This is a genomic window from Chryseobacterium sp. TQ-BC-N36, from assembly GCF_058382295.1.
The window spans coordinates 694,916-710,630 of sequence record NZ_CM178175.1 but is presented as its reverse complement, the minus strand read 5'-3'; the positions used below and the strand labels follow the sequence as shown (position 1 = coordinate 710,630).

The window sequence follows — 15,715 nt, the reverse complement described above, 5'->3', positions numbered from 1 at the left end:
AAAAATGAATTTATTTTCACCTATACAAATTCGCAGTCTTACCTTAAAGAACAGGATTGCATTATCTCCTATGCAGCAATACAGCGCTAAAAACGGGATTCCCGGCAACTGGCATCTCGTTCATCTTGGAAGCCGTGCTGTAGGCGGGGCAGGATTGATCCTTACTGAATGTACAGCCGTTTCAGAAGAAGGTCTCGCTACATTATCCGATGTAGGAATCTGGAATGATGAACAGAAAGATGCATGGAAAAACATCGTGAATTTTGTACATGAACAGGATGCAAAAATAGGAATACAACTTTGGCATGCTGGAGGAAAAGGAAGCCTGAAACATCCCAATGAAGGAATGAAGCCTCTCACTCCGGAAGAAGGTGCCTGGACTGTAAGATCATCTTCTGCCCACGAGTTCAACGGAGTTTTTGCGAAAGAGCTCACCATTGATAAGATTCAGGAATTACAAACCAAATTTGTAAAGGCAGCCCTTCGTGCCGTTGAAGCAGGTTTTGATACCATTGAGCTTCACGCAGGCCATGGTTATTTATTTCACCAGTTTTATTCCGCAGTAATCAATAAAAGACAGGATGAATATGGCGGAAGTTTTGAAAACAGAAGCCGTTTCCTTGTGGAAACTGTTCAGGAAATCAGGAAAGTTATTCCTGCTGAAATGCCTCTGTTTGTAAGAATTTCTGCTGTTGATTATATAGAATCGGATGAAGCCTGGACGCTGGAAGACAGTATCAGACTTTCTAAAATCCTTAAAGAAAACGGTGTAGATTTCATCACCGCATCTGGCGGAGGATTTACCCATGTAAGCAAGGATAAAGTATTTCCGGGATATCAGGTTCCTTTTGCAAAAGCCATTAAAGAACAGACCGGGATTTTAACAGGAGCTGTCGGAATGATTACAGAAGCGGAACAGGCCAATCATATTATTGCCAACGGAGATGCTGACCTGGTGGTTATCGCCCGGGAACATCTGAGAGATCCTTATTTTGCTATTCATTCTGCCAAGGCATTAGGTATTGAAACAGAAATTCCGTGGCAGTATAAAAGAGCGTATTAAATTAACCTATAAAAAATCAGTTATGGAAAATCAGGGTGCTTCAGTAGTCATTACCCATCATATTCTGGATGGAAAACAATCACAATATGAAAAATGGCTGGACGAAATTATTCCTGTCACCAGGCATTCGGAAGGCTTTATTGATCTTCAGATTGTTCGTCCTATTCCTGATCTGACTTTTGTGTACACTGTTATCATCCGTTTTGATACGATTAATCATCTTAAAAGCTGGATGGAGTCGGATAACCGGAAAAAACTCATTGAGAAAGCGAATCCGCTGTTCAGAAAAAACGACCATTACCAGATCAGATCAGGGCTGGATTTTCTTTTTACGACAGAAAATGAAGGGAATAAAGTTCCGGTACGCTGGAAACAGTTTCTGGCAACCTGGTCAGCTATTTATCCGCTTTCTGTACTTATTCCTGCTTTGATCATTCCTTTTTTACGGTTTTTACATATTCCCGCCAATCATTATTCTGATGGATTCATCAATTCCGGGATCATTGTCTTTCTGATGGTGTTTGCTGTGATGCCCAATTATACCAGACTGATTAAAAAATGGCTATATAAATAACCTCATTTAAAAATTATCCTTTATCAATCACTGTAACCTACAGTGATTTTTTTGTTTTCAGGAACCCCACCCTGTTGCTATTTGAACATCATCAGCTTATTCAACGATCGTTTTCGCCTGTTGACCGAACAGCATTAAAAATTAAAACAACCGGTTTGTAGCTTTACATCATCAATAACATAACAATCAAAATCAACAACTATGGAAATCTTACAAACTCCCGAAAACGCACTATCTCACTCAAGCGTAAATGCCATCATCAATGCACCCATTGAAAAAGTGAATATCGCAGACTGGCTGCTTAATCTGCCGGACGCCGAATACCAACGCTGCTCTACCCAACATATCGGAGCCGCTATTTCTGTCACTTTTGATGGTAAGCCGGTATCTTTAAATGTAGAAACGATTGGAGATGCACTGATGGTTCAGCATTATATTGCAGATGTTCACCGTCCTGATTACTGCCGCATGCTTTCCATCTCTGATTCAATTACAAAAAACGGCCGTACAAAAGTTCAGGTTCTATGGGAGCTGAAAGTGACAAAGATTGATGAAAACACCTGTCTTTATACTAATGAAATTCATGCGACAGCCACTCCCGAAATGTTTGAATATATGAAAGAACATGGGATCAACCTTGCAGATGCTGCTGCATCCAGACAGGCCGCTTCTGATGCCCATAATCATGAGGAGACTCCAAACTTTGCAAAAAGTATTGAAAATAAAGCATTGACAGGGCAATATAACCAGCCTTTTTAAAAAGCAGCAAGCCCTTTATACCTTCAACGACTCATTTTGCCTTTTCACCGAATAATATTAAAAAAAAGCAAGATTCCGGGATAGCTTTACAATAGCAAAAACAAAGAGCATTAATCACAAAAAATAATACTATGAATCCTTCATCATTAAGTTTCAGATACGAATTAGAAAAAAAAGAACCGCGTACCAGTGACGGTGGTACAACAAGAGGTGCTTCCGTAAAAGAATTCCCTGCTTCTGTAGGTATTGCCGGAGTTTCCATGAGATTACAGCCCGGAAGCATGAGAGAGCTTCACTGGCATGCCAATGCCGCAGAATGGGCATATGTGATTTCAGGAACGGTACGTACAACGATTATTCATCCGGACGGACGAAGTTATACTGATAATTTTGAACCTGGTGACGTGTGGTATTTCCCGAAAGGCTACGGACATTCCATCCAGGCTACCGGAACAGAGGAATGTCATTTTATCCTGATTTTTGACAACGGCAATTTTTCGGAAGACCATACCTTCAGCGTTACAGACTTTGTTTCAAGTATGCCTCCTGAAATCGTTGCACAAAATTTAGGGCTGAGCCTTGAAGAGGTAGCAGAACTCCCTCAGAAAGAAGTTTACTTTGCGGCAGGAGTTGTTCCGGACGAACTCTCGGTGAATGCCGCAGCCCGTCCTGAGGAATCAGATATTGAGCTGACAAGCCTTCACCGCTATCCTCTGCATTCCCAACAGCCAAGAATCATTCCCGGTGGTGGTCTTCAGAGATTGGTTACGAGTAAGGAATTTCCGATCAGCACCACAATGGCCGGTTCTGTACTGGAGCTGCAGCCCGGTGCTTTAAGAGAAATGCACTGGCATCCGAATGCAGACGAATGGCAGTATTTTATATCCGGACAGGCAGAAATGTCGGTATTCCTGGCAGAAGGAGTTTCTGTTACAGAACAGTTCAATGCAGGTGATGTAGGCTATGTGCCTATGGGAGCCGGACATTATATCAAAAATACAGGAGATACCGTCTGTAAAGTATTGATCGGATTTAATAACGGTACCTACGAATCCATTGATATCAGCGAATGGCTGGCAGGAAACCCTAAAGATGTGGTTAATACGAATTTCGGACTGAAAGAAGGAGAAATAGAAAAGTTTCCACAAAAGAAAGTATTCATCAAACCCGGAAAATAATTCCTCCTGTGGTTTCAGAAACAAAACTCCCACCCTATGACAGTTCTGTCAGAATACAGGAAAAACTTGCAGTATTCCTTGCTTTCATTGCGGGATATACAGATGCTACAGGGCTGATACAATGGAAAACCTATGTTTCTTTTATGAGTGGAAACACCACACAATTGGGAGCCGCTCTTTTCAGTGAAAAACATAGTGTTATCATCAGCTCTGTCACAGTGATCAGCTTTTTCCTGGCTGGGATTTATATGGGCACCTGTTTATCATTATCAAAGAAATTTATAAACAAAAAAATAATTTTCTATATGATTTCAGGAATCATGATTCTTTACTGTATCACTGATTATTATGAGCATCTTGCCAATGGCCTTTCCATAGCCATTACCGGTTTTGCAATGGGTCTTATGAATACTGCTGTCACTTCGGTGGGTAACCAAAAGATCAATACGGATTTTGTGACGGGAACTTTAAACAGTCTGGCAAGAACGGCGGCTCTGTTTGTCATGAGTGATCAGGCAGACAAGCGAAAGGAATACAGAGTGAATATTTTTCATTTGTTATTCTTGTGGATGGGTTTTCTCTGTGGTGCTTCAGTTGCTCCTTTCCTGCTCTCCTGTTTAGGAAACTGGACACTGATTTTTCCCGCGGCCTTACTGCTCATCTGCGCGTTAACAATACCAATTCCAACCATTAAAAACTAATCTTATGCTACAAAAAAATACGGTTGCCCCAGATTTTACATTATTTGCAACCCCAGATCAGAAAATTACCTTATCCGAATTCAGAGGACGAAATGTCATTCTTGCATTTTACCCGGCAGACTGGAGCCCGGTGTGCAGTGACCAGATGGCATTGTATAACGAAATGCTGAAATATTTCAAAAAATATGATGCAGAAATTTTCGGGATTTCCGTAGACAGCAAATGGTGCCACCTGGCATTTTCACAATCAAGAAACCTGCACTTTCCACTGCTTGCAGACTTTGAAGCCAAAGGAGAAACAGCCAGGAAATATGGTGTTTACAATGACGAAGAAGGAGAATGCAACAGAGCTCTTTTTGTCATCAATAAATACGGCATCATCGAATGGAGCTACCTCTCTCCCACCGCCATCAATCCTGGGGCAGACGGAATTTTAGAAGCATTAGAAAACCTTAACACAAAATAATTATGTCACTTAAACCATCAGTCAGCAATGCTGACCACACTCAGGGCAGATCAGATGCCAGCTTAGTCATTGTAGAATACGGGGATTATCAGTGCCCTTACTGTGGAGCAGCCTATCCGGTTCTTAAAGAGTTAATGAAGGAATTCGGAGATCAAATCAGATTTGTATTCAGAAATTTTCCGCTGTCAGAAATGCATCAGTATGCAAGAACGGCAGCGCTGGCGGCAGAAGCGGCAGCTTTGCAGGGAAAATTCTGGGAAATGCATGATGCCATTTATGAAAATCAGGCTCATCTGGATGATAGTCTCCCGCTAAAACTTGCAGAAAAATTGGGTTTAAATATCCCTCAGTTCAAAGCTGATATTCATAAGCAGGAACTGTCAGAAAAAGTAGATACAGACTTTGAAAGTGGTATCATCAGCGGCGTGAACGGAACGCCTTCTTTTTTCATCAACGGAAATAAATTCAACGGCGGTGCCGAAGATCTTTTTCAGTTGGTACGTGAAAATACAGCCTATTAATCAGAAAAATATTTAAAAATCAATTCATAACATTAAAAATAAACAACATGAGCACACTAACCTTAAAAGACGGAACAGAAATTTTTTACAAAGATCAGGGACAGGGACCTGTACTGATGTTTCACCACGGATGGCCTTTATCATCTGATGACTGGGACGCACAGGTGATCTTCTTTCTGCAGAAAGGCTATAGAGTGGTTACCCACGACAGAAGAGGTCACGGGCGTTCCAGCCAGAATATTTATAATCACACTATCGAACAGTATGCTTCTGATGCTGCAGAGCTGGTTGAATTCCTTGATCTGAAAGATGTTGTACACATCGGGCATTCAACAGGTGGCGGGGAAGTGATCCGTTATGTTAACAAATATGCAAACGGAAGAGCTAAGAAAGCGGTTCTGATCAGTGCCATTCCACCGGTAATGGTGAAAAGTGAAAACAATCCTGACGGTGTTCCCATGGAAGTTTTCGATAACATCAGGGAACAGACCCTGAACAACAGAAACCAGTTTTATTTTGACCTGACTTTCCCTTTCTATGGTTACAACAGAGAAGGTGCGAATATAAAGGACGGAGTTCAGAGAAACTGGTGGAGACAGGGATTAATGGGTGGAATTGTTGCTCATTATGATGGGATCAAAGCCTTTTCAGAAACAGATTTAACGGAAGATTTAAAAGCAGTTGACATTCCTGTTTTGGTGATGCATGGTGAAGATGACCAGATCGTTCCTATTGCCAATGCTGCATTAAAATCAATTAAATTACTGAAGAACGGAAAGCTGATCACGTATCCGGGATTCCCTCACGGGATGCCGACTACAGAGCATCCAACCATAAACAAAGACCTTTTGGAATTTATCAGATCTTAAAAACGAAGCTTTTTTCAATATACTAAAGATGAACTTTAATGGTTCATCTTTTTTTATTTCAGGTATTGTAACCACTCACATGCAGATCTTTTTCAATTTTTCCTATCTTTAAACTTTCAAGTAAGAATTTTCTATGAGTAAGCCTTCTGATCCCAATGCAGAAATGATGAAACGCCTGCAGGAAATGCAGAAAGAACAGCTTATGATTTCCCGTTTAACCAAAGAGTTTTCTACTATTTTAGATAAGAAAAAGTTTCAGCTTGTTATCCATAAATCTTTCAAAACTGAACTGGGATTCAATGATTGTATGATGATCAGGGATGTAAAAGGAAATATTGAAATACTCGGCAGCGGGACTGAAAATCAGAATCATATCGCAGATCATCAGCTTGACAGGTATTTAAAAAAATGTCTTGATTCTGCGGAGCCTCTTCTTTTTGATCTTAAAGACCTGTCACCTCTTCCTTCCTGTTTTACCGAAGCTAAAAATTCTGGAATGCGGATGGCTGTAGGATTGGGACTTCCGGCTGTCAGTGAAAGTAAAAATGTACTTTTCCTTTTCTACAAAAGCTTTATTTCAAAAGATACAATTCCGGAAAGAATTATAAACGGCATTTCTACCCAGCTTTCCATTACCCTCCATAATATGGATGTTCAGGAACAGTTGAAAACATTTCAGGGAAATATCCAGAATTTTTCGAAAGAAACTGAAGAAGAAAAGAAAAGCAGACACGGCTTTCAGGGAATTGTGGGGCAAAGTGAAGCCATGCAGCACATTTTTGAAAAGATCTCACAGGTAGCTCCATCACAATCCAATGTGATTATCTTTGGAGAAACGGGCACGGGAAAAGAACTTATAGCACAGGCGGTTCATGAACTTTCGGAATTTTCGGGAAAAAAGATGATCAGGATAAACTGTGCGGCTATTCCTGCCAACTTAATAGAATCTGAGCTTTTCGGACACGAAAAAGGAAGTTTTACCGGAGCAACAGAACAGCGGAAAGGAAAGTTTGAACAGGCACACAACAGTACTATTTTCCTGGATGAAATTGGTGAACTTCCTCTGGAATTACAAGCGAGGCTTCTGAGGGTTCTTCAGGAAAAAGAAATTGAAAGAATCGGCGGAAACAAAAGAATAAAAGTAAATGTACGGATTATTACGGCCACCAACAGGAATCTTGAAAAAGAAGTGGCGGAAGGCCTGTTCAGAACTGATCTTTTTTACAGGCTGAATGTATTTCCTATCCATCTTCCTGCCTTGCGGGAAAGAAAAGAGGATATTCCTTTACTGGCAAACTATTTCCTGGAGAAATTATACCCGAAAACAGGCAAAAAGATTAATGGCTTTTCTCAGAATGTAATAAAAATGATGATTGCCAATCCATGGCCCGGTAATATCCGTGAACTGGAAAATATGGTTGAAAGAAGTATGCTGACGGCAAAAGGGGATATGATCAGAGAAATGGATTTTCCAACAATTATCAATTATCAAAATACGGATCAGGATTTTCAGGTTAAAACACTGCAGGAATTTGAAAAGGAATATATTTTAAAAATAATCAAAAAATGTAATGGCCGCATTTTTGGCGAAACAGGGGCCGCAAAATTACTGGGATTGCCTCCGACAACGCTTATTTCCAAAATGCAGAAACTTGGAATAGAGAAGGAACATTATTTCAGGGAGTCTGAATAATCTTTGTAAAGCCCCATTTCTATTTTCCCAGAAGACAATGCCCAGAAAATCCAAAGTCCTAAAATGATCAGCAGCGACAAGGCCGGGATCCAGAACGACAGGATTAATGCCATAACATAAATAGGAAGTCCATACAAGTAGTTGTTGTGGATCTTTTTTATAGCCGCATCGGTAATACCCGGGCGCAAAAGCTTTTTGTTACGGGTGGCCAGAAACCATAATAAATTGTAAGCAAGATTGATAAGGACAAAAATACTGGTATAAAGTGCCACGACAACAGAAGAGGCTTCACCGTCAAAATACCTTGCCAGCAAAGCGGTAGGATAAGAAACTGCCGAAACCAGAAAAAGGATCAGTCCGTTGGCAAACATAATTGCTGAATTCCGACTGTAGATCTGTTTGAAAATCTTATGATGGTTCACCCACATGATGAAAATACTGAAAAACGAAAGGATAAATGCCAGAAATGCCGGCCACTGATTCTTCAGAAAGACCAGCAGATCATTCCCGTTCTGTATTGAATGTTCTTCAGGAAAGTGAAGATCCAGTACCAAAAGCGTAACGGCTATTGCAAAAACACCATCACTGAATCCTTCTATTCTGAGTGTTTCTTTTTCCATAATTATCGATTGATTTAATATTGTAAAGACATGATGATTTAATCCCCCAATTATTTGAAGAATTATGATTAAAAAATTGAAAGAAAATAGGGTCTCCGGCTAGCTTTCCCCTGAATTATTTATAGCCTTTGTCAATTCCCAGTTTTTTCATTTTGGAATATAAAGTCTGAGCTTGGATCTTCAGCAGCTCTGCAGCGCCACCCGGCCCGGAAACTTTTCCGTTGGAAGTCTGAAGTGCACTCATGATATGATCTCTTTCCATATCTTCCAATGATTTCAGCGGCCCTTGTGTTTCTGTAGGTTTTTCAATGATTTTGGGCAGATCAAAGCTTTCTATTTCCGTGGTTTTGGCCAATAGAACACTTCTTTCAATAAGATGCTCCAGCTCACGGATATTGCCGGGCCAGTGATAATTTAACAGCTGTTCCAGTGCTTTTTCACTGATAGATGTGATATTTCTTCTCGAAGCAGCGGCATATTTATTCAGGAAAAAATGGGCCAGCAATACGATATCTTCCTTTCTTTCTCTCAGCGGAGGCAGTTCAATAGGAAATACATTCAAACGGTAATACAGATCCAGCCTGAATCTTCCTTCTGCCACTTCTTTTTCCAGGGAACGGTTGGTAGCAGCTACAATTCTTACGTTTACTTTAACCGTATTATTTCCTCCCAGCCTTTCGATTTCTTTTTCCTGTAAAACCCTCAGTAATTTAACCTGTGAATCCAGTGGCAGCTCCCCTATTTCATCCAGGAAGACGGTTCCACCGTTGGCTTGTTCAAATTTTCCGATTCTCAATGTATTGGCTCCGGTGAAACTTCCTTTTTCGTGTCCGAAAAGCTCGGATTCGATAAGGGCATGCGGCAGTGCAGCACAGTTGACCACAACAATAGGATGGGCTTTACGTTCTGAAAGCTCATGAACGGAATGGGCTACTTTTTCCTTTCCCGTTCCGCTTTCCCCAACCACCAGAACAGACGTATCTGTAGGAGCTACTACCCTTATTTTTTCAACCACATCCTGAAGGACCTTACTTTTCCCGATAATTCCTTCAATGACTTCGTTATTTGCGGTATCAGTACACAATTCACAGCCTCTTTCCATGTCATAGCGGTATCTGGCAATGTCAAGCATAACAATCATGTCACGTTCCCGGAAGGGTTTTACCATAAATCCGTAAGGCTGTGTTTCTTTCACTGCTTCCAGGGTAGACTGGTTGGTATTGGCTGAAATATAAAGAAAAGGCAGGCTCATTTCACGCAGTTCCCAGGCAAGATCGATTCCTGTGAGGTCACCTTTTAAGATGATATCAAGAAGCACCCAATCCGGCTTATTATCTGCAATCAGTTTTCTGGCCTGAACCACTGAAGATGCAATTCCTGTAACCTGATAACCGGCCTTCATCAGCATCAGTTTGAGATCATTGGCTACAATAAATTCATCTTCTACAATTAATATTTTTTCTTTCATAATAATCAGCCTTTAATTTGAAGGAGTTATTTCTGTATTTTTTCTGAAGGTAATCGTCACTTTTAAGCCCCCTTTGTTTTCGAGATGGAAGGTTCCGTCCAACTGGTCGGTAAGCCCGCGCATCAGATTCATTCCCAAAGATTCTGTTTCCTCGATATTAAAATCTTCGGGAAGTCCTACTCCATTATCTGAAATCATTAGTTCACAAAGATCTTCGTCGGTATTTTTAAATGAAACAAAAACTTCCCCTTTGCGGTCATCCGGAAATGCATATTTTACGGTATTATTGACCGCTTCATTGACGATCAATCCCATAGGAACGGCCTGGGCCACATCAAGAAATACTTTATCAGTATCTACTGTAAAGTTGATTTTCCTGTCAGATGAATAACATTCTTTGATATAAGTAATCAGCTCATAAATATACCACGACATGTCAATCATTGAAAGATTGTCAGACTGATAAAGCTTCTGATGGATCAGGGACATGGCATGCATTCTGTGCTGGCTGTTCTGTATGGCCATCAAAGCATCTTCATTGTCCAGATAAGCCGACTGCGTATTGAGCAGGCTGATCACAATCTGCAGATTATTTTTAACCCTGTGATGGATTTCTTTTAATAGCCATTCTTTCTCAGAAAGTAACTTTTTCAGCTGTTCATTCTGTTCATCAATCTGCTTACGCTTCAGTTCCAGGTTTTTATTGGCATTGCTTTTTAATCTTGAGCGGTTATACAGCAAGGCTGCAAAAAGGATCAGCGCCAGAATGCTTCCGATGAAAACATATCTGATAAAGGTATCATTCGCAATTTTAATATCCTGCAGTTTTGCTTTCTGGGTTAGCAGCTGAATGTTTTTATCCTTCTGCTCTGTCTCAAACTGAATTTTAAGGCTGTTGATCTGCTTACTTTTTTCACCGTTAAAAACAGAATCGGAAAGCTTTTTGTACAGCTGATAATGCTGTATGGCATCAAGGTATTTTCCCTGTATGGAATCTGCTTTGAACCACATCAAATGATTTTCTGAACGGAGCATATCATTCCCGTTATTTTTGGCTATCGAATCAAAAAGTCTGGCTTCACGATACATTTTATCAAAATTCCGGGTCTGGTAGTGATAGAAAACAAAGCTTCGCAGCAATGAGGCCTGCTGGTTATTTTTCTCTGCATTTTCACCATAATAGGCTACCAGTTTTTTGTAGTACGCCTCAGCTTCGTTAAACTGCTTTAGAATAGTGTACGTACTGAACAGGATATAATTCTCTGACATTTCAAAATTCTGATCTACAATAGGATACTTTTCTCTGTATTCCTGAATCATGGTAATGGCCTGCTTAAATTTTTTCTGCCTGATCAGCATCGTAGAAATATTATTGGCCACCGTTCTGATGTAGTTATTATCTTTATTTTTTTTCGCAGTAGCCAATGATTTCTCCCAATACTTCATGGCATCATCATTCTGGCGGAGATAATAATACACCATTCCGATGTTACTGTAAATAGAGCACATCTGCAATGAATAATCATTCACACTTTCCGCTGTTTTTTCTGCCAGAAGGCCATAGCGGAGCGCTTCCTCATAGTCCGCTTTCTGAATTTCAACCTGGGAAATAAGATTGTACACACTCTGTAATTCTCTGAATTTCACAGACTGATAAACAGAAAGGGATTGCCTGAGCAAGCCCAGTGCCTTATCAGAATTTTCTTTGATATAATAAAGCTCACCAAGATCTTTTAAAATGCCTGCCTGATTCAGCTTTGATCCTGAATTTTTAAAAAGTTCCAACGCTTTTTCTTTAAGTTTAATTTTAGTATCAAAATACTCAGGTTTATTGTCATACATATACGATAGTTCGTTGTATGCTTCTCCGGCCTGCTCCTTAAATTGATGGGTTTCAAAATAAGAAAGAGCCTCTTTCATTCTGGAAAAAGCAATATTTTTACTGCCTCTTTCTTTATCTATTTTAGCCTCCAGAAATATGAGTTTTCCGGCAGACATCGGATCCCCGGATTTTATATTGAGTGCTTTTGCCTGTCTGTTCAGAATAGCGGCACTGTCGAGATCAGCTTTCAACTCTCCTTTTTTAGTAATGTAATAATTACTCAGCCGCAATAATAAAGCAGTTTTCTGAGCAGTATTGGTGGAAGAGGAAATCTGTTTTCTCAACAGTGCAGGGTTTTCCTGGGTCTGCGCTTTTATACTGCATGAAAACATCAAAACCAATGAAAAACATACTATCTTTAGTAGATTTTTAGATAAAAAATAAAGGCTGAAATTCATTTTTTAAAGGTAATCTATTATCCTGTAATCTGCCATAGTCCCCTGCTAGTTTTTACGGTGGTAAAAATAGCAGATGATCATTGCCAGTCCGGGTAAAATCAATGTTACCAGTCCGAACTGTTTCCCTGCATAAGCTCCTAAAAAACAGCCTACCAGAAATCCAAGGATGGTAATCAGCTGTTTCTTCAGGCTTGCCCATGCTTCAGGGTGGTGAAAGCCGCTTGACAGAAGGGTTCCGAAATCCAGGGAAGCCTGGGTTACATTTCCTGTCATCATGGTAGTCGGGCCATGGGTTTCTTTTGCATAAAGTTTTCCGAAAGCATTCTGAAGTCCCATTGCAAAAACGGTAATCATAGCCACAGTATACATCACGACTTCTGAAAATGTTCCATAGTAACTGAAAACGGCTACAATAATTCCGGCCGACAAAAGCAATGCTCCTTCCCAGAATAACAGCGTATAATGATTGATGACCTTTCCGGCAATCCTTCCCCCTGCCATAACTGCAAGAATAAATACCGGAAAAGTAAGCAGCTTTACCCACACATGAATATCCGATCCCTTCACAAACTGATAGGCAAAGACAATAAAGTTCCCTGTAACATGCGCCGAAAAAAGGGCATCTGCCGATACAAAAGTCACGGTATCACAGTATCCGGCAATCATGGTTAACAATAAGGTGACAAAGCCGATATTATGTTTTATTTCCATTTTCCTATTTTAAATGTGAACGGAGCATCCAGGCCATTTTCTCATGGGTTTCCAATAACCCTGTGATATAGTCGCTTGTCCCTGAATCACGGAATTCAACAGCGAAGTTTTCAATATTTTCACGAAGATGAATGATGATGCTTTCATGGTCGGAAAGAAGCGCCCTGATGTAAGCCAGGCTGTCGTTCGATTCAAGATGATGTTCGGACAGATGCGTTAATGCCAGGTACTCCCTTAAAGTGGCCGGTGCATAATGCCCCAGCGTTCTGATTCTTTCCGCCAGATCATCGATGATGTCGTCCAGCTGTCCGTATTGTGCTTCAAAAAACAGGTGTTTATTGTAAAAATCCGGTCCTTCCACATTCCAATGTGCTTTTCTTGTTTTGGTATACAATACAAATTCATCTGCTAAAGTGGTAACCAGTACTTCAGCAACTTTTGCTAAATTTTCGTTTTTAATTCCGATTGAAGTTTTCATTTTATAAAATATTTAATAAGTAATAATCAAGTGAATATCTTCCTGCCCCTAATGCAAGAATCAGTAACAGGGAAAGGGTGTACATAAAAGGAACATCCCGTACTTCCAGTGAATCTTTTCTGTGAACTACAAAATATCCGATAGCCGTCACACCAATGGTCGGTAAAACCGCAAGTCTGGTTCCCAGTCCTAAAATGATCAGAAATGGAACCACCAGATCAGCAAATGAAGCGACTATGGCATTGAGTTGATCAGGCAATCCCAGAGGATTTGGAATCACTTCCCTTTGTCCGTTTTCCAGCCTGAATTTCTTTAAACCATGCACTCTGAACAATTGAATCGCCAGGAGTACCCGAAAAACCAGAAATGAAGCATCATTGAATGATGAGCCTAAATCTGATGAAAGGATCTGTTTTAAAATTTCCATATGTATTGATCGTTAAAAAGCAAAGCACGAACAGCCTAAAGATCCCCAGAATGTGTGGTAATTATTAACGGGCACATTGCTCATCCTTGCCTGGTTATGGTTATGATGATGGATATCGCAGCTTCCTGCACAGCTATGAATTTGTGAGATTAGTGGGGCTTTTAAATCCTGTTTCGCATTTTTCTCGATTTCTTTCTGAAAATGTCCGCCTGCAGGATAATATCCGTTATAAAGATTCGTTGGAGACCAGTCTGGAAGCACAGGAACAGATGGTGGTGCATAGGATGAGAATGTTCCTTTGGCATAGACTATTTTCCCGTCTACAATGGTCATTTCCGCTTCAATATTTTTGATATCTTCATCATCAACCGTAAAATAATCCTGATCAAGAACTGCCAGATCGGCAAACATTCCTACCCTGATATCACCTTTTTTCTGCTGTTCCTGAGAGAACCATGCGCTGCCTTTTGTATAGAGCTCCAATGCGGTTGCTCTGTCCAGCTTTGTTTCGTGGTATAATTGAAGTCCGCCAACAGTTTTACCTGCGGTCAGCCAATACATGGAAACCCACGGATTGTAGCTGCTTACCCTTGTGGCATCTGAGCCTCCGCCTACAGGAACTCCCATTTCCAGCATTTTTTTCACGGGTGGTGTACTTTCTGCTGCCGGGGAACCATAACGGTCTGCAAAATATTCTCCCTGGTAAGCCATTCTGCTCTGGATGGCAATTCCGCCGCCAAGCATTTTTACCCTTTCGATATTTTTTTCATCAATGGTTTCCGCATGATCAAAAATCCATGGTAGACCATTGAAGGGAATGTCGCGGTTTACTTTTTCAAAAACATTTAAAAACCGGGTGATGCTTTCATTATAGGTGGCATGAAGCCTGAATGGCCAGCGGTTTTCTACCAGTAAACGGACTACTTTTTCAAGATCTGCTTCCATGTTTTCAGGCAGGTCAGGTCTTGGCTGAAGAAAATCTTCAAAATCGGCCGCCGAAAATACCAGCATCTCTCCTGCCCCGTTGTGGCGGTACATATCATCCCCCTGATATAATTTTACGGTGTCTATCCAATCGCTGAAATCTTCAAATTCATGCTTAGGTTTCTGGGTAAAAAGATTATAGGCGATCCTTACGGTAAGCTGTTTTTTTTCATTCAGTTCGTTCACCACCTGATAATCATCCGGGAAATTCTGGAATCCTCCTCCGGCATCAATAACGCTGGTAATTCCGAAACGGTTCAGTTCTGTCATAAAATGTCTGGTAGAATTCAGCTGATGCTCGTAAGAAAGTTTCGGGCCTTTTGCCAGTGTTGAGTATAAGATCATGGCATTGGGTGTCGCAATAATCAGCCCTGTGGGTTCACCGTTAGCATCTCTTTCAATATGTCCGCCTGCCGGAGCCGGAGTATTTTTGGTAAATCCTACCGCCTTCAATGCTGCTCTGTTCATTAAAGCCCTGTCGTATAAATGCAGGATAAAAACAGGTGTTTCCGGGGCAATGGCATTAATTTCCTCCAAAGTAGGCATCCTTCTTTCTGCAAACTGGAATTCGGACCATCCTCCCACAACACGTACCCATTGTGGAGAAGGCGTACGGTCTACCTGGTCTTTTAACATTCTGAGCGCATCAGCCAGTGAGGGAACACCGTCCCATCTTAATTCCAGGTTGTAATTCAATCCGCCACGAATCAAATGGATGTGAGAATCATTGATTCCCGGCACCACTCTTTTCTTTTTAAGATCAATCAGTTTTGTGGCTTCATCTGCGAACTGATCTGCCAGTCCGTCATTTCCAACCGCGATAATTTTCCCGTCTTTAATGGCTACTGCAGAAACTTCCGGAGTTTCTTTATTGAAAGTGTGTATTTTTCCGTTGTATACGATAAGATCTGCTTTCATCTTTA

Annotated in this window: 16 protein-coding genes; 9 read left to right on the top strand and 7 right to left on the bottom strand. The window is 40.8% G+C overall.

The window, feature by feature from the left end; genetic code table 11:
- Positions 1–4 precede the first annotated feature (4 nt).
- The 9 genes from AC3FI7_RS03020 (at position 5) to AC3FI7_RS02980 (ending at position 7,824) form a co-directional block, all read left to right on the top strand.
- Positions 5–1,063: an NADH:flavin oxidoreductase/NADH oxidase gene (locus AC3FI7_RS03020; protein ID WP_491461367.1), complete on the top strand. Its 1,059-nt coding sequence runs from the start codon at positions 5–7 to the stop codon at positions 1,061–1,063.
- Between the two features lie 22 nt (positions 1,064–1,085).
- Entirely contained in the window at positions 1,086–1,637 is a 552-nt protein-coding gene (locus AC3FI7_RS03015; RefSeq protein ID WP_228451157.1) for an antibiotic biosynthesis monooxygenase, read from the top strand.
- A 201-nt stretch (positions 1,638–1,838) separates the two neighbouring features.
- Entirely contained in the window at positions 1,839–2,396 is a 558-nt protein-coding gene (locus AC3FI7_RS03010; protein WP_491461366.1) for a hypothetical protein, read from the top strand.
- Between the two features lie 131 nt (positions 2,397–2,527).
- On the top strand, positions 2,528–3,574 hold the full coding sequence (locus AC3FI7_RS03005; RefSeq protein ID WP_491461365.1) for a cupin domain-containing protein: 1,047 nt from the start codon (positions 2,528–2,530) through the stop codon (positions 3,572–3,574).
- Between the two features lie 8 nt (positions 3,575–3,582).
- Complete coding sequence (locus AC3FI7_RS03000) at positions 3,583–4,275, top strand: YoaK family protein (protein ID WP_491461364.1); 693 nt, start codon at positions 3,583–3,585, stop codon at positions 4,273–4,275.
- 4 nt (positions 4,276–4,279) lie between these two features.
- Entirely contained in the window at positions 4,280–4,741 is a 462-nt protein-coding gene (locus AC3FI7_RS02995) for a redoxin domain-containing protein (protein WP_142722583.1), read from the top strand.
- 2 nt (positions 4,742–4,743) lie between these two features.
- Positions 4,744–5,262, top strand: a complete 519-nt coding sequence (locus tag AC3FI7_RS02990; RefSeq protein ID WP_491461363.1) for a DsbA family protein — start codon at positions 4,744–4,746, stop codon at positions 5,260–5,262.
- A gap of 47 nt (positions 5,263–5,309) precedes the next feature.
- Positions 5,310–6,131, top strand: coding sequence for an alpha/beta fold hydrolase (locus tag AC3FI7_RS02985; RefSeq protein ID WP_491461362.1), 822 nt, complete (start codon positions 5,310–5,312; stop codon positions 6,129–6,131).
- Between the two features lie 133 nt (positions 6,132–6,264).
- Positions 6,265–7,824, top strand: coding sequence for a sigma-54 interaction domain-containing protein (locus AC3FI7_RS02980; protein WP_491461361.1), 1,560 nt, complete (start codon positions 6,265–6,267; stop codon positions 7,822–7,824).
- On the opposite strand, the gene AC3FI7_RS02975 is transcribed toward AC3FI7_RS02980, so the two are convergent.
- From AC3FI7_RS02975 to AC3FI7_RS02945, 7 genes are all read right to left on the bottom strand, one after another.
- Positions 7,803–8,444 carry a TMEM175 family protein gene (locus tag AC3FI7_RS02975; protein WP_491461360.1) on the bottom strand — a complete coding sequence of 214 codons (642 nt, stop codon included), beginning with the start codon at positions 8,442–8,444 and terminating at the stop codon, positions 7,803–7,805. The genes AC3FI7_RS02980 and AC3FI7_RS02975 overlap by 22 nt on opposite strands.
- Positions 8,445–8,559: 115 nt before the next feature.
- The gene (locus AC3FI7_RS02970) at positions 8,560–9,912 is read right to left on the bottom strand and encodes a sigma-54-dependent transcriptional regulator (protein ID WP_491461359.1); all 1,353 of its coding nucleotides are present in this window, start codon (positions 9,910–9,912) and stop codon (positions 8,560–8,562) included.
- Between the two features lie 12 nt (positions 9,913–9,924).
- Positions 9,925–12,192: a tetratricopeptide repeat-containing sensor histidine kinase gene (locus tag AC3FI7_RS02965; protein WP_491461358.1), complete on the bottom strand. Its 2,268-nt coding sequence runs from the start codon at positions 12,190–12,192 to the stop codon at positions 9,925–9,927.
- A gap of 45 nt (positions 12,193–12,237) precedes the next feature.
- A complete protein-coding gene (locus tag AC3FI7_RS02960; protein WP_491461357.1) occupies positions 12,238–12,903 on the bottom strand; it encodes a YoaK family protein in 666 nt (221 codons plus the stop codon).
- 4 nt (positions 12,904–12,907) lie between these two features.
- Entirely contained in the window at positions 12,908–13,381 is a 474-nt protein-coding gene (locus AC3FI7_RS02955) for a Dps family protein (protein ID WP_142722575.1), read from the bottom strand.
- A gap of 1 nt (position 13,382) precedes the next feature.
- Positions 13,383–13,808, bottom strand: coding sequence for a DoxX family protein (locus tag AC3FI7_RS02950; protein WP_142722574.1), 426 nt, complete (start codon positions 13,806–13,808; stop codon positions 13,383–13,385).
- A 12-nt stretch (positions 13,809–13,820) separates the two neighbouring features.
- Positions 13,821–15,710: an amidohydrolase gene (locus tag AC3FI7_RS02945; protein WP_491461356.1), complete on the bottom strand. Its 1,890-nt coding sequence runs from the start codon at positions 15,708–15,710 to the stop codon at positions 13,821–13,823.
- Between the last annotated feature and the right edge of the window lie 5 nt (positions 15,711–15,715).